We start from the raw sequence: 15,855 nt of genomic DNA on the forward strand, positions 1-15,855 counted from the left end.
ATAATCGATTCAGGCTGAACCTGCTGCCTGTGATTCTTGTTTTATATCTTTTATACGTTGTTATACGTCTTATACTCGAGTAGCTCCTGACAAAGGTATTCCAGGTATAACCGAACTACATCACGAGTTGCTCCACCATGGGGAAAGACGTGGTGTGTCATATCTGGCAAAGCGTTCACTTCCAGGATGCCTCCCTGATCTCTGGAGATCGGCGTGCGGATATCACGACAACGAACATCGACTCCAGCGACATCAATCTGAAGAGTTTTGGCTGCTTGAATGATCATTCGGGCATTCTCGGGATGAATGATTTCGGTACAATCCTTGTAGAATTCACTGATTTTTCCGGCGGCTGAGTTACGGAGATCGTATAGCTCGATTTCTTTTCCGGCGTCAGGTACTTCATCCAGTGTTGTCCCTTGTGCTCGTAATACCTCCAGCAGACGTTCAGCTTCTGCATCAACCTGGGGAAAAGCTTCATACTCCCCAATGTGCGTCATCTCGATTCGCTCCTGATTCAACTGCTTGATTAACGCCCGCACAGTTGAAGTCCCGTTTCCCTCAACATAGACAGGTCGATACTCATTCACAGCCGCCACTTCACCGTTAATAATCAGCACTCTGTAATCAATTCCAGTTACATATTGCTGTAGCATAATGCTGCTGCCATGAACACCCGCAAGACCAATGGCTGCCTGCAGTTCATCTTCGGTACGCACATCCAACGTCACGCCCATACTACTGCTCGCATCCAGCGGTTTCACCACAATGGAGCCATGTCTTTTCAGAAAATCTGCTGCTTCGCTTCCCATCTCCGGGATCACGATAAATGACGGTACAGGCATGCCCTGTTCATGCAGCAACCTATTACAGGCCTGCTTGTTCTTCGCGAGCAAACCAGCAATTAACGGCAGACGATGAGATCTGGTTTTGTTAATGATGATCTGCTTGTCTCCTACAGACAGCTTCAGAAAATCTTCGCATCCCTCAAGAAGTGGATCACAGGCGATGCCCATTTCTCTCGCTTTGCTTATAATGAGTCGGTTTTGCAGATTATGAATCCCTTTCGGAAACACTGAAAATCCTCCTCGATCGAATGAAGGTACTCGCTCATACGTTCATCATTTTTTTGTAATTTAATATTGATAATGATTATCAATATCATACAAGATCTATTTTATGGCAATTCGAGCTATATTGTCAATAATAAACTTTTAAGGAAAAATAAGATGTAATTTGGTAGGGGTTTGAGTCGATGTAGGTATGCTTTTATCGAATAATAGGCACAACAAACTGGGCAAGCCTTGGATACGGTTTTACCAATGGCTTGCCTAATTTGTTATCTGCATGCTCATGCAATGTAGTTCGTGTGGATGGTTGAATCATTATTGAAGTAATCAAAAGCGGACTTTTTGATCCTCAAGCCAGTTGTGTATAACGCTGTTCCCCATTCAGCTTCCTCCCTCTTCCATGTGGGATGCAAGTTGGTGTGCCGAACAGCGGATCGACCGCAATCTCACACTCCATCTGGAAAACCTTACGGACCATCTCCTGTGTAACGATATCCTCCGGTTTACCTTCCGCGTAGATGGACTTGTTGTGAACAGCCACAATGTGATGTGCATACCGACATGCCAGATTCAGATCATGAAGCACCATGACAATGGTACGCCCTTCCCGTTCGTTCAACTCGAACAACAGATCAAGGATATCAATCTGATGTGTCATATCCAGATAGGTTGTAGGTTCATCCAGCAGCAGCGTTTCGGTTCCCTGCGCGAGGGTCATCGCAATCCAGGCACGCTGACGCTGTCCACCGGACAATGCATCCACAGGCCGATCGGCGAGTTCCGTCAGATGTGTAGACTCCAGTGCCAGCTTGACCATACGCTCATCCTCTCGGGACCATTGCTTCAGCCACGTTTGATGTGGATAACGCCCTTGCTTGACCAGCTGATTCACTGTCAATCCTTCTGGAGCGGTCGGACCCTGCGGCAGGATGGACATGCGTCTTGAAATCTCCTTGGTCGGCAGCTTGGCAATCTCTTCGCCATCCAGCAGCACGGAACCTGAACTGGATTTCAGCAAACGAGCCATCGTGCGCAGCAGCGTGGATTTGCCACAGCCGTTGCTACCAATCAGGACGGTGATCTGTCCCTTGGGAATGGTCAAATTTAAATTTTCAATAATGGGGTCTGCTCCATAGGAGATAGTAAGCTCCTTGGCTTCCAGAATACTCACGGCTCTCTCCTCCTCAAAACTGATTTCGATTTTTGAACAACAGATACAGGAAAAATGGTGCGCCTACGCCTGCGGTGAATACCCCTGCGGGAACATCAAGCGGTAGAAAGGCTGTGCGAGCAAGTAAATCTGCGACGAATACGAGCAAAGCCCCGACCAGTCCGGACACAATTAGCATACTACCGAACATCCGTCCAACCAGTTTTCGAGCAATATGTGGAGCGATCAGGCCTACAAAACCAATGGTTCCGGCAACCGCAACGGCGATTCCCGCCAGTAGTACACTGCATAACAACAACGCTGAACGATGCCATTGAACAGTCACCCCCAGCCCTGTGGCCAGATCATCTCCGAACTCCTGTGCATTCAGACTGCGGGCGAACCAGATCGCCAAAGGAACAACAATAATGATAACCGGGAGAATGGTTCGGACATCGGTCCATGATGCTCCGTATATACTTCCTGTCAGCCAGATATAGGCTTGACCTGCCGTGTAGAACGGACTCAGGATTAGCATAAAGGTCGTTCCGGCTCCGGTAATGGCCGATACTCCGATCCCGATCAGCACCAGGCGGATCGGACTGACTCCTTTTTTCCAGGCAAGTACGTAGATGATCAATGCCGTCACAAGCGCACCAACGATGGCAAACAGTGGTAACAGCTTGATACTTACCGCTCCGCCCAGCAATGTAACAAAACCTACAGCCGCAACAGCTGCTCCGCCAGTGATACCAATGACATCCGGTGAGGCCAGCGGGTTACGGATAATGCCTTGCAGGAGCGCACCTGACATCCCGAGAGCTGCACCTACGAGCAAAGATAGTAATACTCGTGGCAGTCTCAAGGTCAGCACGACGAAATCATGCTCGCCTGCATTCACACCGAATATCGTTCTGAGCACATCCAGCGGAGATATAAAGTCACTGCCCACACTGGTCCCGACAACCCCTGCCACGAGGAACAAGAGGATACATATGCCGATAACAGCCAGTGATTTTCGTTCCAATTGCACCGAGATGGTGTCTTTTTTGTTGCGGAAAGTCAACATCTTCCTCATATCTTCGTCACCCCCTTGCGGGCAATGTACACGAAGAAAGGTCCGCCAATTAGTGCAGTCATGACACCAAGTGGAACTTCCTGCGGCATGATTACCAGTCTTGCAACCACATCCGCAGACAGCAGCAGAATCGCTCCCCCTACAATAGAGTAGGGAACAAGCCAGCGGTAATCGTTGCCTACCAGTGCACGCATGATATGCGGGACAATCAGACCTACGAGACCGATCGAACCAGCTACGGCAACGGAACCACCCGCGAGCAATACGGTAACAATACCCATGAGTACCTTGACCAGAAGTATATTCTGTCCCATGCCTTTGGCGATATCGTCACCCGTCAGCAGCAGATTGATGGCTCTGCCCATGAACAGAGAAACAATAGCTGCACCTGTCATGTACGGCAACACAGGATATAACATATCCAACGTCCGACCACTTACTGAACCGGCAAGCCAGAACAATACATCCTGCAATCCGGTTCCATCCAGCACCAGAATAGCCTGTGTGAACGAGGCAAACAATGCTGAGATTGCCGTGCCCGCCAGTACTATTTTGATCGGTGTCAGGCCATCACGACCGAGAGAACCCAGCGCATATACAATCGCCGCGGCAACCGCAGCTCCGGCAAAGCCAAACCACATCATGGTGGTGAGTGAGGATACGGATAATACAACGATGGCAATGACAATAAAAAAGATCGCACCTGCGTTGATCCCGAACACACTCGGTGATGCAAGCGGATTACGTGTTAATGCCTGCATTAGTCCACCCGCCACGGCCAAACTTGCACCAACGACAGCGGCAATAATGGTACGTGGCAGCCGCTCCGTCAAGAGCACCACATGTTCCACCGAGCTCTCGTCATAGAATTGCAGCGCATCCCATGCCATCTGAAACGTGATATGCGTACGTCCCAGAATCATGCTGGCTAGACAAGCAAGTAGAAGCAATATGAATAAACCAGCCAGTCCACAGACTTTGGCACTTGCCTTCGTAAAAAGGGGAAACATATTCTCACTCTTTCATCTGTAAAATGACAAAAGACCTGCCTGCCCATACACTTCGTTAACGAATGTCCTGGTGCATGGCAGGTCCTGCTCCTGTTAATTAGTTCAGGTTGAACTGCTTATATAGATCGTCCAGCATCATGTTGGCCGATGTGTATCCACCTGCCATGTTCCAGGCCACTTCATCGACCTGAATCAGTTGGTTGTTCTTGACTGCATCAAGATTCTTCCAAAGAGGACTGCTGGTCCAATCATCATAATTTTTCTGAATCGCATCCGTTTCGGTGCCCGAATTGAAGTTAAAGATCATGTCCGCATTCATATCGGGAATGTTCTCTTTGGAAGTCAATTCAACACCCCATGTGTCTGCATCATGTCCAGCAGGTCTGGTGAACCCAAGTTCATTCAGAATTTTGCCTGCGTATCCCATGTAGAAAATACGAACCTGATCGGCTCTAAAGTTCGTAATGGTTGCTTCAATCGGCAGACGGTCACCCATTTTCGCCTTGAAATCAGCTACACGAGCATCCCAATCGGACAATAGCTTGTCTGATTGCTCAACCATATTCATCGCTTCACCAGTCGTCTTCACGGTTTCTTTCCAGTCAAACAACGTTTCCGTCACTACCGTTGGTGCGATCTGGGACAATTGCTCATAGATCTCTTCATGTCTGATCTTGGTAGCAATGATCAAGTCCGGTTTCAACTTGTTGATCTCTTCCAGATTGGGCTGGGATTCCTGACCCACTTGTGTTACTCCGTCCAGATCTGCTCTCAGATATTCGTAGACTGGCTGCTGAACCCAGGATTCGACAACACCTGTCGGCTTCACTCCGAGCGCTACAACAACATCATTGGCACCCTGGAACAGGGTCACGATTTTTTGCGGGGTTCCCTTAATTGTGGTTTCGCCCATAGCATGTTTGACCACTCTTGCTTGATCATCTGTTGCACTACCTGATGTACCGCTTTCATTACTACTCTCATTACTACTTGCCGCCGAGCTGGATGTATTCGTTGTCTCAGCACTTCCACCTGAAGCACAACCAGCAAGCAGTGAAATCATCAGAATAAGTGCTGCATAAATATATAACTTTTTCTTTACTTGGAACATGTAACCCGACTCCCCTTTTCTCTGTAAATGATATTGAATCTCATTATCAATTGTATTGTAATGGAGATGAATTCATTATACAAGCATTTTATTTGGAAAAAGTTCTCACGTCATGTCGAACTTTGTCAGGCCCCACAAACAGCTTTAAACAAGGTAATTTCGACTACGTACATATAATATAAGTCAATATAATCCTCATTACGTAAATACATATATGTAATTTTTTTGTTACTCTCTTTTGACTACAGAAAAACACCTCACCGTGAATCCCTCTACGGCAAGGCGTTTTCAATTTTGCATATTTAATCATAATCACTCATAAAAAAACTAACAATCCGTTTAATTATAGCTGGTTGTCAGCCACTGAACGGGTGTCCATACAAGCTGCCCCGCACCGGCACCACCGCTAGCATTTAGTTTCGTCTGCAAGTCAGCCGGGTCAACTGCTTCGTAATTATATGGCAAGGATGCAAATCCGTTCCAAGCGAATGATTTCTCAGCTGCCGGGCCTGGTGCCAGTGGGCTTTTGGCATCCTCACTTCCCCCTCGATAACTTGCTCCATTCCATACGTATATCGTATCGATTGCCTTGATTTTTCCCGTGTAATTACTCTTGGACGCACTCACCTGATTGTTTCTCAGCGGGTCCTGTACGCCAATAATGACGGATTTCTCCAACAATACAGCGCCATCCTCTGTAGAGATTGCTCCATTACTGGTGATTCCAAAATGATATCCTTTAGCTGAGATCGCTTTGGACATACTCGATGTAATCTTCTTTTTGATCTCCCAAGTATCGGCATTATCCATAACAATATTGTACACATGTACATTACCTCCACGTACACGCGGCATGCGATCCTGAATATCTTTATAATAATTGTGATGCAGGGTCACTTCCAGGTCAGCATTATCACTGGCGAACTCTGTCGCCCCAATCAGATGTCCTTTCTTCTGACTGGATGCAATGGCAATAATCTGTTCCTTACTCATACCAACCGCACTGCTTCGCAGGTAAGCATACATTGGATGAGCCGACATATTCGCTTCGAGGGCATCCACCTGCTGAGTCACCCAGCTGTTCGGACCTTGATCATCTCCTACAAAAGAAGACCATGAAATCGTCACGCCACGACTACCTTTTTTCACATCGACAAGGCCATCATAGGCTTTGTGGAAAGTTGCATGGTCAATCCAGACGTTGCTGCTATTCTCTAAGGTAATGTAATCCCAATCGTTCTTGTCATAATTGCCCTTGGTAGCTTCGTCCCACTCCCATAGTTCATCAAATGCCAGGTTACGAATAATGATATTGTTGCTCCGCTTGAATGTAAACGCGGCATGTTTGATCGTTGCTCCGTTAGCCGAAAAAATCGTCAGACCATCAAAGTTATCAATGCTCACTCTGCTGACACCCGTCTTCATCAGTACAGGATGTGTCAGGGCGTTATTATGGGCGCTAAAAGGAGCCGTCTTGGCTGAAGCGGGAATTTCATTCCAACCCAAGTCCAGATCATTCATGATCTCAACCACTTTGATTTTGGAACCTTTCTTCAATGCTACAGCCAGATCACTGGCGTTATATACCCGCATATAACGTGAATCGGTATCCTCGATGATACCTCCACCGGTCGTATTTGCTGCGGCAAATCCAGTCACATTGTATGCAGCCATTTCCGGTGTCTGATCCGGAACTTCTGGCTCTGGTGTAGAATCGGTAGGTGGTGTTTCTGTGGACGGATCAGTCGGTGGTACTTCGGTTGAAGGATCCGTTGGTGGAGTCTCCGGCGTTGGATCGGTTGGCGTTTCTGTTACCGGATCTCCGATATTCGAAATGGTTACATTATCGTACATGACAATGGACTTCAACGTTACCAGACCTGCACTTCCTTTGGTCATATCGGTATCTGTAGCAGACAGTTCCAACACACCATTCACGTACATGTTAATGGATGGGCCGCTCATTTCAAGTTTGACGTTATACCATGTATCCACTGCCAGCTTATAATCCAATTTCGTGGCAAGTGTTGTGGTTGATCCATTAACTTTTTTGCGAATTTCAAGTTTTCCGCCACCACTGTTATACAACGAAGCTGCATAGTAGTTGTTCGCATCCGTATATCTGCCCGCTACGTAAGTTCGAGTCGATCCATTAAAATCAACAACTTTCACATCCGCTGCAACGGCGTAATCACTCCATTCCACGTCCCCTGCCGAACTTCTGCCCTCGCTCTTGCCCGATTGGTAATACACTGCGTTCCCCTGATCTTGAACGACAGACCAACTACCACCGGTAGACGTCCACTGCGTATCCCCATTCTCAAAAGTATCCTGGGACCATTCACTCGCCTGAGCGGGATGAATCAGCCCAAGCGAGAGCACAAGACTTATGCTTAGCGCCAGGACCATCATTTTGGTAAAACGTTTGTTTCTACTCATGAACTATTCCTCCAATATGTATGAATCAACTCCAATGCTATTTATCGGGCATACCGCTACAAACGGAAATAGGTTTAAAGTATTAATTAATAAACCCAAAGTACAGCATACTTTTGCATATATATCCTTTCTGAAAACATTCTGAAAGAACCAACTTCATTCAAATACCCGAACAAATGTACACGTTTAAACATAGCCATATCTCTTTGTACCTAGTTACAATAACCGCTTCCACTACAGCTCTATACGACGCTGCACCAATATGCACCAGCATGAAACGATATGAAAAATCCATATTACTGTAAAATGATACCTGTAATTTCTTGTCGTACTATGTTAGATTATCCAATGGAATAATATCACATCTATAGATAGGGGAAATTGTAACGTGAAAAAATCTTGGGTTCTATCCATTATTATGAGCTTTGTTTTGCTTGGTGGGGTATTCGCACCTGCAGGGTCCTATGCCGCTGCTGCGGATGACTCAACTACTACATATTCGGAAGACGAATACTATGAAGAAATTGACACGTCAGAACAAGAACCGATCCCTACAGTCGAAGAAGAAGATTTCCTGGGCTACCTTGATCAGTTGGATATGGCATCGGTATATGAGGAGAAAGCCTTCAATGCTTTGGGAGGTGGATTTTACATTACATCGTCCAATCGCAAGTCCGTTTTCTTGAAACTGACCAACACAGCGATTCCTAACTACACCAAATATGTTTCCAAGCTGAAGCTGATTAAACCGCAAAATGCAGAATTGCAAAAAATCCACGCCAACCTGATCAAAGGTAGCTACACACAGCTGGAAGGATTCCAACTCGCTAAAAAAGCGGTCTCCAAAACAACGGTAAACAGTGCTGTCCTGAAACAAGCCAATGCCAAAATTGCTGCCGGCAAGAAAAATATCGAGAAGTATCAAAAAGAATTTGCTGCATACGCCAATAAACTTGGATTTGATTTTTAAAAAATAGTAATTGCAGAAATGCGTCTTACATTTCGAATAAAATAATTTTGAAATTTAAGGAAAAAAAGTGTTTTCTTTTGCTAAGTTAGTTCGTATAATAGCACTATAATCAAAAGGCTATGCTGCCGAAAGGTACAACCTCGTGAACAATTGAGGTTGTGCCTTTTTTGCGTTTATATGGCCGCATTGATATGAATTTCATCATCTGACGAGGAGTGATTCACATGATTCTTGAAGCCATTTACCATCGCCCCAAACTCAATTGGTCCTATGCTTATGATCGCTCGACCATGCACCTGCGACTTCGGTCCAAACGCGGGGATCTGGATGCGGTGATTGCGATTACCGGGGACAAATATGCCTGGGATCGGACGATCACGCACATCCCCATGCACATCTTTGCCCGAGATGAAATGTTCGATTATTGGGAAGCCGAGACTTCACCTCCCTATCGCAGATTACGGTATGGGTTCCAATTGATTCAGGGAGAGGAATCGGTCTGGATGACAGAGCGTGGATTCGAGCAGGCGTTGCCTGATCATCCACTTGAATTCTTTGATTTTCCATTTATGAACCCAGTCGACATATTTGAACCGCCTGCCTGGGTTAAGGACGCTGTGTTTTATCAGATTTTCCCTGAACGTTATGCCAATGGTGATCCCTCCATCAGTCCCAAAAATGCGGAACCCTGGGGAGGAGAACCTACACCAGTGAACTTCTTTGGTGGAGATCTGCAAGGTGTGCTTGATCATCTGGATCATATCAGCCAGCTCGGTATCAATGCCATCTACTTCTGTCCGCTGTTCGAGGCCACGACGAATCATAAATACAATACAGGTGATTACATGAAAGTTGATCCTCACTTTGGAACCAATGAACAGTTCAAAGCCTTTGTGGACGCCTGTCATCAGCGAGGTATACGCGTTGTTCTGGATGCGGTATTTAATCATTCCGGGAGAGAGTTCCCTCCTTTTGTGGATGTGATGAAGAATGGAGCTGCCTCCCCCTACGCAGATTGGTTCTACATTAAAGATTGGCCGCCGCGTGTGGAGGATGGTATACCGACTTATGACACCTTTGCCTTTGAGCCGCTCATGCCGAAGCTGAATACGGAACACCCTGAAGTGAAAGCATACCTGCTGGAGGTAGGACGTTTCTGGATTGAGGAGATGGACATTGACGGCTGGAGGCTAGATGTGGCGAATGAGGTGGATCATCAATTCTGGCGCGAATTCCGTCAGACGGTAAAGGCCATCAAGCCTGACGCCTATTTGCTTGGTGAGATCTGGCATGATTCGCTCATGTGGCTTCAGGGAGACCAGTTCGATGCCGTGATGAATTATCCATTTACTAATTCGGTATTGGACTACACGGTGCACGGAAAGCTGGATGGACTTGGCTTCGCGAATGAGATCGGCAAACTGCTCGCAGCCTATTCACAGCCTGTAACGGAAGCAGCCTTCAATCTGCTTGGAAGTCATGATACACCCAGACTGCTGTCCTTGTGTGATGGAGATGAACGCAAAATGAAGCTTGCCGTTACGTTGCTGCTTACGTATCCAGGTGTACCATGTATCTATTATGGAGACGAAGTGGGACTTGATGGGGGATATGATCCGGGTTGCCGCAAGTGTATGGAGTGGGATGAGACCAAACAGAACCGTGAGCTTCTGGAATTCTTCACCCGTACGATTGCCCTTCGCAAACAGCACCCTGCCCTACGCAGCACGGAACTGAAGATTGTATATGCAAAAGCCGGAGACCCTTGTCTTGCCATCGAACGATTGGATTCGAATTCAGGTGAACGTATGCTTCTTGTGCTGAATGCGGGTGATGAGCCGTGTACACTGGAACTCCCCTTGGCAGATCGTAACGTCTGGCGAAATCTATTCACAGCAAACACCGTGGAAGCTCGGCAAAATAAACTAACCCTCGATCTGGAAGCATACGGATTCTCCCTGATGCAACTTGAGGTGAAACAACCAGCTGAGGCCTGAGATAAATACAGCTAACAAGGAAAAAACTTCAAAGAGGCTGTCCTCCAGGTCATACGCCTGGGGAACAGCCTCTTCTGTATCTTATATGTCTGATACATCTTATGAATCTTATACGTTATATTCTAACGAACCCAGAACACGTTATTTGCTTCATTATACGTGGGCTAAATACCTAACGAATCAGAGCAACCATATTTCGTCCAATAAGTCGATTTTCGCAAGCAGAAGCCGTATTTTGATGCAATAACGTTACTGAGATTCGTTAGGTTTTACTTTTCTTGATTATCCCCTTAATACGACGTTTGAGGTTCGTTAGCGATAGCGATTCGAGCGAGGTGAAGCTATTTGAGGTAGCTCCTTTTCTGTTCCGTTCACGTTTCCAGATAAGGTTAACGTTCTCTAATCTCCGCCTGATATTCATTGGTTGCCGCGACCTCTTCCCCAACCGAGGCCAACGGCAGCGAAGTCATCGGTTTTCGTATTTTCTTCATTCTCGAACTTACGAGCAGCTCTTGCGTAATCACGATTTTCTGCGGAATTTTGTATGAAGGCAGCTTGTCCAGACAATATTCCCAGATGGATCGTCTCAGATCTGTAAGAGTACATTCTGTAGCCAGTCGTACGGTCACCTTCACCCTCTGACCGGTGATGCCGCTCTGGTCTCCCGAAACTACGGCCGCTTCAATACATTCCATCTGCTCCAAAACACCCTCAACCTCGGCAGGATACACTTTCCGTCCCCCTACGTTAATGATCTCGGAACGACGTCCCAGAATACGAATGTACCCTTGCTCCAGCACGGCTTCGTCTCCTGTTCGCAGCCATCCATCCTCTGTAAAGGGGGATGGGGCATTTAGATATCCGATCATCGCGGTTTCCGTATGAATCTGCAATTCTCCTTCCACCACCCGATACTTGACCTCTTCATCTTGAATGGAAAACAGCACCGAGCCTGGCTCTTTGGAGCGGGTTGGCAGAATACCAAGTTCAGACATGCCATAGGCTTGTATCGTTCTGATCTGTGGAAATCTCCGGTTCCAGGCTGCCAGTATGGATTCAGGCATCACTTCCGATCCATACGACACCACTTCGAGACTGGATAGATCATATCCCTCATCATTTCTGCCCAACATCAACAGATTCATGAACGTCGGTGAGGCCGGCAGGGCCTGAACATGGAATTTCTCAATCGTCCGGCACACTTCTTCAGGAGATCGATCCGCAATGATACATAGACATCCCCCACTGGACAGGGATTGCAGCATCGTATTCACACCGCCGATATGATCAAACATCATGAATGGAATCGTTCGCAAGGGCCGAACCTGCCGCCGAAAACGATGTAACAGCCGATCTGCACAATGCACAGTCGCTTTACTCACTCCGGTTGATCCGGATGAAAAGAGGACCAGGCCCCCTACGCCCTCCTGTGCCAGCGAGGATAACAACACGGGAACCTCTCCAGAGGATTCACACGTATGCCGAATACACAACTTGCCTTCTTCAATGCCCAAACGCCATTTCACCTGTGCCAGTTGGATATATTCCTCTCGTTTGGCTTCAACCAGGTACCTATCCATGGGAAGCACGATGCACCCTTGTCCGAGCAAAGCAACCAATGCTGCCGCGGCATAGGGGGAGTAGTCTTCCTCCAGCGTTACAAGTTGCCCCGTCAGCCCTTCTGCTGTAATCCACTCACCCATGATGCCAACCTGTTCCAGCAGCCACCGATAGCTGTACTCCTGATCCTTCCAGATCAGTGCAGGTTGCTGTCCCTGTTCCGCGAATCGTTCAAGCAAGAATTGGATTACCACTGTGCATCCTCCTCACGGGCAGGCGCCCATTGCTGTGCGAGATAATCAACAAGTGAACCTACAGTCTGATAAGGACTTTCCGGCAAAGAAGCAGCAGCCATCTCCGCCAGAGCGGCGCTCATTCCTGTTCCCCATCGATCTTCGATTCCCTGCTCTACCACTGCAAGCAATGACACCAGTTCCAGCGAATCCAGTTGGCCACTTCGTCCGTACAGTGGAGCGTTACCACCCTCACCAAGTGGAATCGATGTATTGTGGTAAGCGTTTAGCTCTCGGCAACTATCCAATACGATACGGAGCAAGGCCTCCCTGTGTTCTTCTCCAATCATCGGCATGGTCTGACGTTGAAAGCAATCTGCCTGAGGTATGGACTGTCGAAGTGACTCATACCATTGCCATTCATCCGTGACCAACATTTTAATGACACCTGTTAGCTGTACTTTCCACTGCTCACGGTGCTTCATCCGGCTGACCTGCAGCATATTGTATGCCTTCTCCCACCGAGCAATGATATTACTGAATTCTCTTGCATATTGATCAAGTGGAGAACCCAGCCATAACGCAGACTCCTGAAGAAGATCTCGAAGAAAATACCGGCTCCATCGCATATCAAACAGCAGACCGGATATTAACATTTCATTGGCCTGATCACCTTCATTCGCCGCATGCAACGCATCTAGGAGCTGCAAAGACACCGCATGTCCAAAATAATAATTCCGCTCTCCTTGTATAATCGTCCGGCCTGTTAGAAACTCTTCAATCTGTGTTGTTAACGCCTGGGTCAACATATCTCGATAACCCGCAGAGTCAAGCTTCACAGTCGCCCGGATGTCCATGGTGCCAAACGTTCGGAGTTCTTCTTTGCGCTTCGCCTGAGCAAGCTCGGGTATGCTTTGGTTCCCTTTCCAGAAATCATGAAAGGCTCTTTGGGCAACCTTCCCTTTATACTTGGAGGGCACGGGATCATAGACGTGAACATGCTCCTCTTCCAAACCATACACGGCAATCCAATGGTCTACCAGATGCAGTCGGGAGCCTTGCTTCACGTGTTTGCGGATGTACTCAGGATTCTGATAATCCTCACAGTAAGGCAGATGATAACTGGTTCCTGTAGCCAGAAAAAGCCCACCTTCGCCGATATGCTGCCGGATCTCCGTCTTGCCTTCCTCGAAGCTGTCCAGCTGCCGCTGACCATACATCTCCCAGATCGGCTCTATATAATCCAGTTTGTGAAAATAAGGCTTCACCAGTACGTTATCCCCGCACGAAGGAAGGCTGTACAACCGACTTGCCGCCAGCAGTGCAAGACTTGTGATAGATCCTTGTCGATGGAGCACTTCATGAATCAGAGGGAAATTGCAGGGATAATAATAGGGAATGTCCAACACTGGAGCAAATGAAGGAATGATCATTTTGGGCCTCCTGTTCCCGTTTTGGCTGACGTACTACCCCAGGAATGGATTAGGTAATGCACAGACATATCCTCTGTCGCTCGAAATACCCGATTGGCAATAGGTTTGCCATCCACATCGGTCTCGAAACGACGGAAACCGCGAGTAAATCGGAAGGAGAACCCACTATCACGTGGGACTCGGTAACAACCTTCATATCGACCTTTACCGGAACGGGCAAGCTTCATGCCCATCCCGCCATATATCGTTTCCTCCGTCTCTTCCTTTGAGGTTACCTCTGCATGAATGCAGACCTCCACATGAGTGGACAATTCAGGAACAACCGTATAGATGCGTGTAGTAGACAGTTCCCCCATCGTCAGCGTGATCGATGCACTTCCAATACCGACAGGCACCAGCTCTCCACTCGGACGAACCTGAATGACATCCGGGTCACTTGAAGTATAATTTCCGTGCAGCAGACTCTGAACCAATCCTCTCTCGTAGTGCACTCTTGCATTGATGCACACGGTCATTCCCCCCTGTAGTCCGATGACATCCCTTCCAAGCAGTTCGAGCGAGGAGGGCTTACCCACGTGGCCGAACATGTACAGTAACGGGAGGTGCACGCGTGCTCCCCAGTCACCTTCCTGATGACAGGCACCCGGCTGTTCCAGAAATGCCAATTCCTCACCCGATCCTACTCCGCGTTCAAGTAATTGATGAGCTACCCTTCTGACCTGGGAAGGCAGAAACAGACCTTCCGTATCTCCAATATCCATCCACATTCGAACGTCGGGTACCTCTTCTGGCAAGCGATACATGTTTTCTTCCAACAGTCCACTTTCCGATGTGTCGTCCAGTTGCACATCCACATAGAATGGCGACATCATGATCAGTTTTCCGAAAACATCCGGATTTCTCATCCCCATGTGCAATGTACAAAGTGCCGCGGCAGATGAACCCAACAACCCGGTATTCGACTTGTCCGGCAGTGTACGGTAACGATGATCAATGAGCGGCTTGAGTTCATGAATGATGAAATGCTCATAGTCGATGCCTGAGCACCCCACACTCACGGCCTCTCTCTTCGGAGCAATGAAGTGGTAGAATTCGTTGTGCGTTACTGGACGGACATGTGCAATACCAACAATAATCAGGGATTCGATCTGCCCGGAGGCAATTAGTCCGTCCGCTGCCTGATCCATATGCCATGTTTCATTGCCTGGCCCAGATGGACCAAAAGCCCGTTGTCCTGCATGAACGTACAGCACAGGATAATGCCGATCTGCCTGCTCATGGTAACCGGGCGGAAGATACACATGAATATTGCGGATATTGCCGAGCCGCGACGCATGAACACCTTCCAAACATTCGATAACAGAATGGCTACTCAACTGATCATCAACCGCCTTTCTTCTCCCGATTCGACTGCATAATACAAACAAATAACCCCGCCTCAGAAGAGACGGGGTTGTCTCAGAACACGCGTAAGTGTCCCGGGATACATAGCCCTTATATTGTGAATCTGCGAATAGTTTAAATCCCCGGACGTGCTTTTGTAAACATAAAAATAGAAAATAAATGCTCCCAAAAAAGTTATTGACATAAGATCCAATATTTCTTACGATAACGTTGTGATCATAACTCGAGGGCCATGCTTTTAAACCAGAGCGGTTTAGGACAACCCCGGTAACTCCCGAAGGAGATGCCGGGGTTGTTGGCGTGTCAAAAGGAGGGAAGTCTTCAATCCACTGCGTAACACTCCGCTGTATTGAAAGCGCTATTATTCAAGAACCAGGTTGGTTGTTTATCTAAACTACTA

The 15,855-nt window shown here is 47.5% G+C and carries 11 protein-coding genes; 2 read left to right on the forward strand and 9 right to left on the reverse strand.

What is annotated here, in order from left to right:
- Positions 1-50: 50 nt before the first annotated feature.
- The 6 genes from PAHA3_RS25475 to PAHA3_RS25500 all read right to left on the reverse strand — a co-directional run bounded on the left by PAHA3_RS25475 (position 51) and on the right by PAHA3_RS25500 (position 7,858).
- Positions 51-1,076, reverse strand: coding sequence for a hypothetical protein (locus PAHA3_RS25475; RefSeq protein ID WP_062837464.1), 1,026 nt, complete (start codon positions 1,074-1,076; stop codon positions 51-53).
- Between the two features lie 343 nt (positions 1,077-1,419).
- Positions 1,420-2,241, reverse strand: a complete 822-nt coding sequence (locus PAHA3_RS25480; protein ID WP_062837465.1) for an ABC transporter ATP-binding protein — start codon at positions 2,239-2,241, stop codon at positions 1,420-1,422.
- A 13-nt stretch (positions 2,242-2,254) separates the two neighbouring features.
- Entirely contained in the window at positions 2,255-3,298 is a 1,044-nt protein-coding gene (locus PAHA3_RS25485; RefSeq protein WP_062837466.1) for a FecCD family ABC transporter permease, read from the reverse strand.
- Positions 3,295-4,308 carry a FecCD family ABC transporter permease gene (locus tag PAHA3_RS25490; protein WP_062837467.1) on the reverse strand — a complete coding sequence of 338 codons (1,014 nt, stop codon included), beginning with the start codon at positions 4,306-4,308 and terminating at the stop codon, positions 3,295-3,297. Before PAHA3_RS25490 ends, PAHA3_RS25485 begins: the two co-directional genes overlap by 4 nt.
- Before the next feature lie 97 nt (positions 4,309-4,405).
- On the reverse strand, positions 4,406-5,419 hold the full coding sequence (locus PAHA3_RS25495; protein ID WP_062837468.1) for an ABC transporter substrate-binding protein: 1,014 nt from the start codon (positions 5,417-5,419) through the stop codon (positions 4,406-4,408).
- 339 nt (positions 5,420-5,758) lie between these two features.
- Positions 5,759-7,858 (reverse strand): pectate lyase family protein, encoded by a 2,100-nt coding sequence (locus tag PAHA3_RS25500; RefSeq protein ID WP_062837469.1) that lies wholly within the window; start codon positions 7,856-7,858, stop codon positions 5,759-5,761.
- Between the two features lie 388 nt (positions 7,859-8,246).
- Here PAHA3_RS25500 and PAHA3_RS25505 point away from each other — a divergent pair, with 388 nt between their 5' ends.
- Both PAHA3_RS25505 and PAHA3_RS25510 read left to right on the forward strand, forming a co-directional pair.
- Positions 8,247-8,828: a hypothetical protein gene (locus PAHA3_RS25505; RefSeq protein ID WP_062837470.1), complete on the forward strand. Its 582-nt coding sequence runs from the start codon at positions 8,247-8,249 to the stop codon at positions 8,826-8,828.
- Between the two features lie 224 nt (positions 8,829-9,052).
- Positions 9,053-10,825, forward strand: coding sequence for an alpha-glycosidase (locus PAHA3_RS25510; RefSeq protein WP_062837471.1), 1,773 nt, complete (start codon positions 9,053-9,055; stop codon positions 10,823-10,825).
- A 389-nt stretch (positions 10,826-11,214) separates the two neighbouring features.
- Here PAHA3_RS25510 and PAHA3_RS25515 read toward each other — a convergent pair whose 3' ends face one another.
- Genes PAHA3_RS25515 through PAHA3_RS25525 form a run of 3 tightly spaced genes read right to left on the reverse strand, consistent with a single transcriptional unit; the run spans position 11,215 to position 15,427 of the window.
- Positions 11,215-12,639: an ANL family adenylate-forming protein gene (locus PAHA3_RS25515; RefSeq protein ID WP_062837472.1), complete on the reverse strand. Its 1,425-nt coding sequence runs from the start codon at positions 12,637-12,639 to the stop codon at positions 11,215-11,217.
- Entirely contained in the window at positions 12,633-14,051 is a 1,419-nt protein-coding gene (locus PAHA3_RS25520; protein WP_062837473.1) for a hypothetical protein, read from the reverse strand. The genes PAHA3_RS25515 and PAHA3_RS25520 overlap by 7 nt, the downstream gene beginning before the upstream one ends.
- Positions 14,048-15,427, reverse strand: coding sequence for an alpha/beta hydrolase (locus PAHA3_RS25525; RefSeq protein WP_062837567.1), 1,380 nt, complete (start codon positions 15,425-15,427; stop codon positions 14,048-14,050). Before PAHA3_RS25525 ends, PAHA3_RS25520 begins: the two co-directional genes overlap by 4 nt.
- Between the last annotated feature and the right edge of the window lie 428 nt (positions 15,428-15,855).

The sequence above is a fragment of the Paenibacillus amylolyticus genome (assembly GCF_001570725.1).
In the GTDB taxonomy this organism is placed as follows: domain Bacteria; phylum Bacillota; class Bacilli; order Paenibacillales; family Paenibacillaceae; genus Paenibacillus; species Paenibacillus amylolyticus_A.

Excerpts from the sequence above, each read along its gene's own strand:
- PAHA3_RS25520 (WP_062837473.1), bottom strand. The coding sequence starts at position 14,051 with ATGATCATTCCTTCATTTGCTCCAGTGTTGGACATTCCCTATTATTAT.
- PAHA3_RS25500 (WP_062837469.1), bottom strand. The coding sequence starts at position 7,858 with ATGAGTAGAAACAAACGTTTTACCAAAATGATGGTCCTGGCGCTAAGC.
- PAHA3_RS25485 (WP_062837466.1), bottom strand. The coding sequence starts at position 3,298 with ATGAGGAAGATGTTGACTTTCCGCAACAAAAAAGACACCATCTCGGTG.
- PAHA3_RS25490 (WP_062837467.1), bottom strand. The coding sequence starts at position 4,308 with ATGTTTCCCCTTTTTACGAAGGCAAGTGCCAAAGTCTGTGGACTGGCT.
- PAHA3_RS25510 (WP_062837471.1), top strand. The coding sequence starts at position 9,053 with ATGATTCTTGAAGCCATTTACCATCGCCCCAAACTCAATTGGTCCTAT.
- PAHA3_RS25495 (WP_062837468.1), bottom strand. The coding sequence starts at position 5,419 with ATGTTCCAAGTAAAGAAAAAGTTATATATTTATGCAGCACTTATTCTG.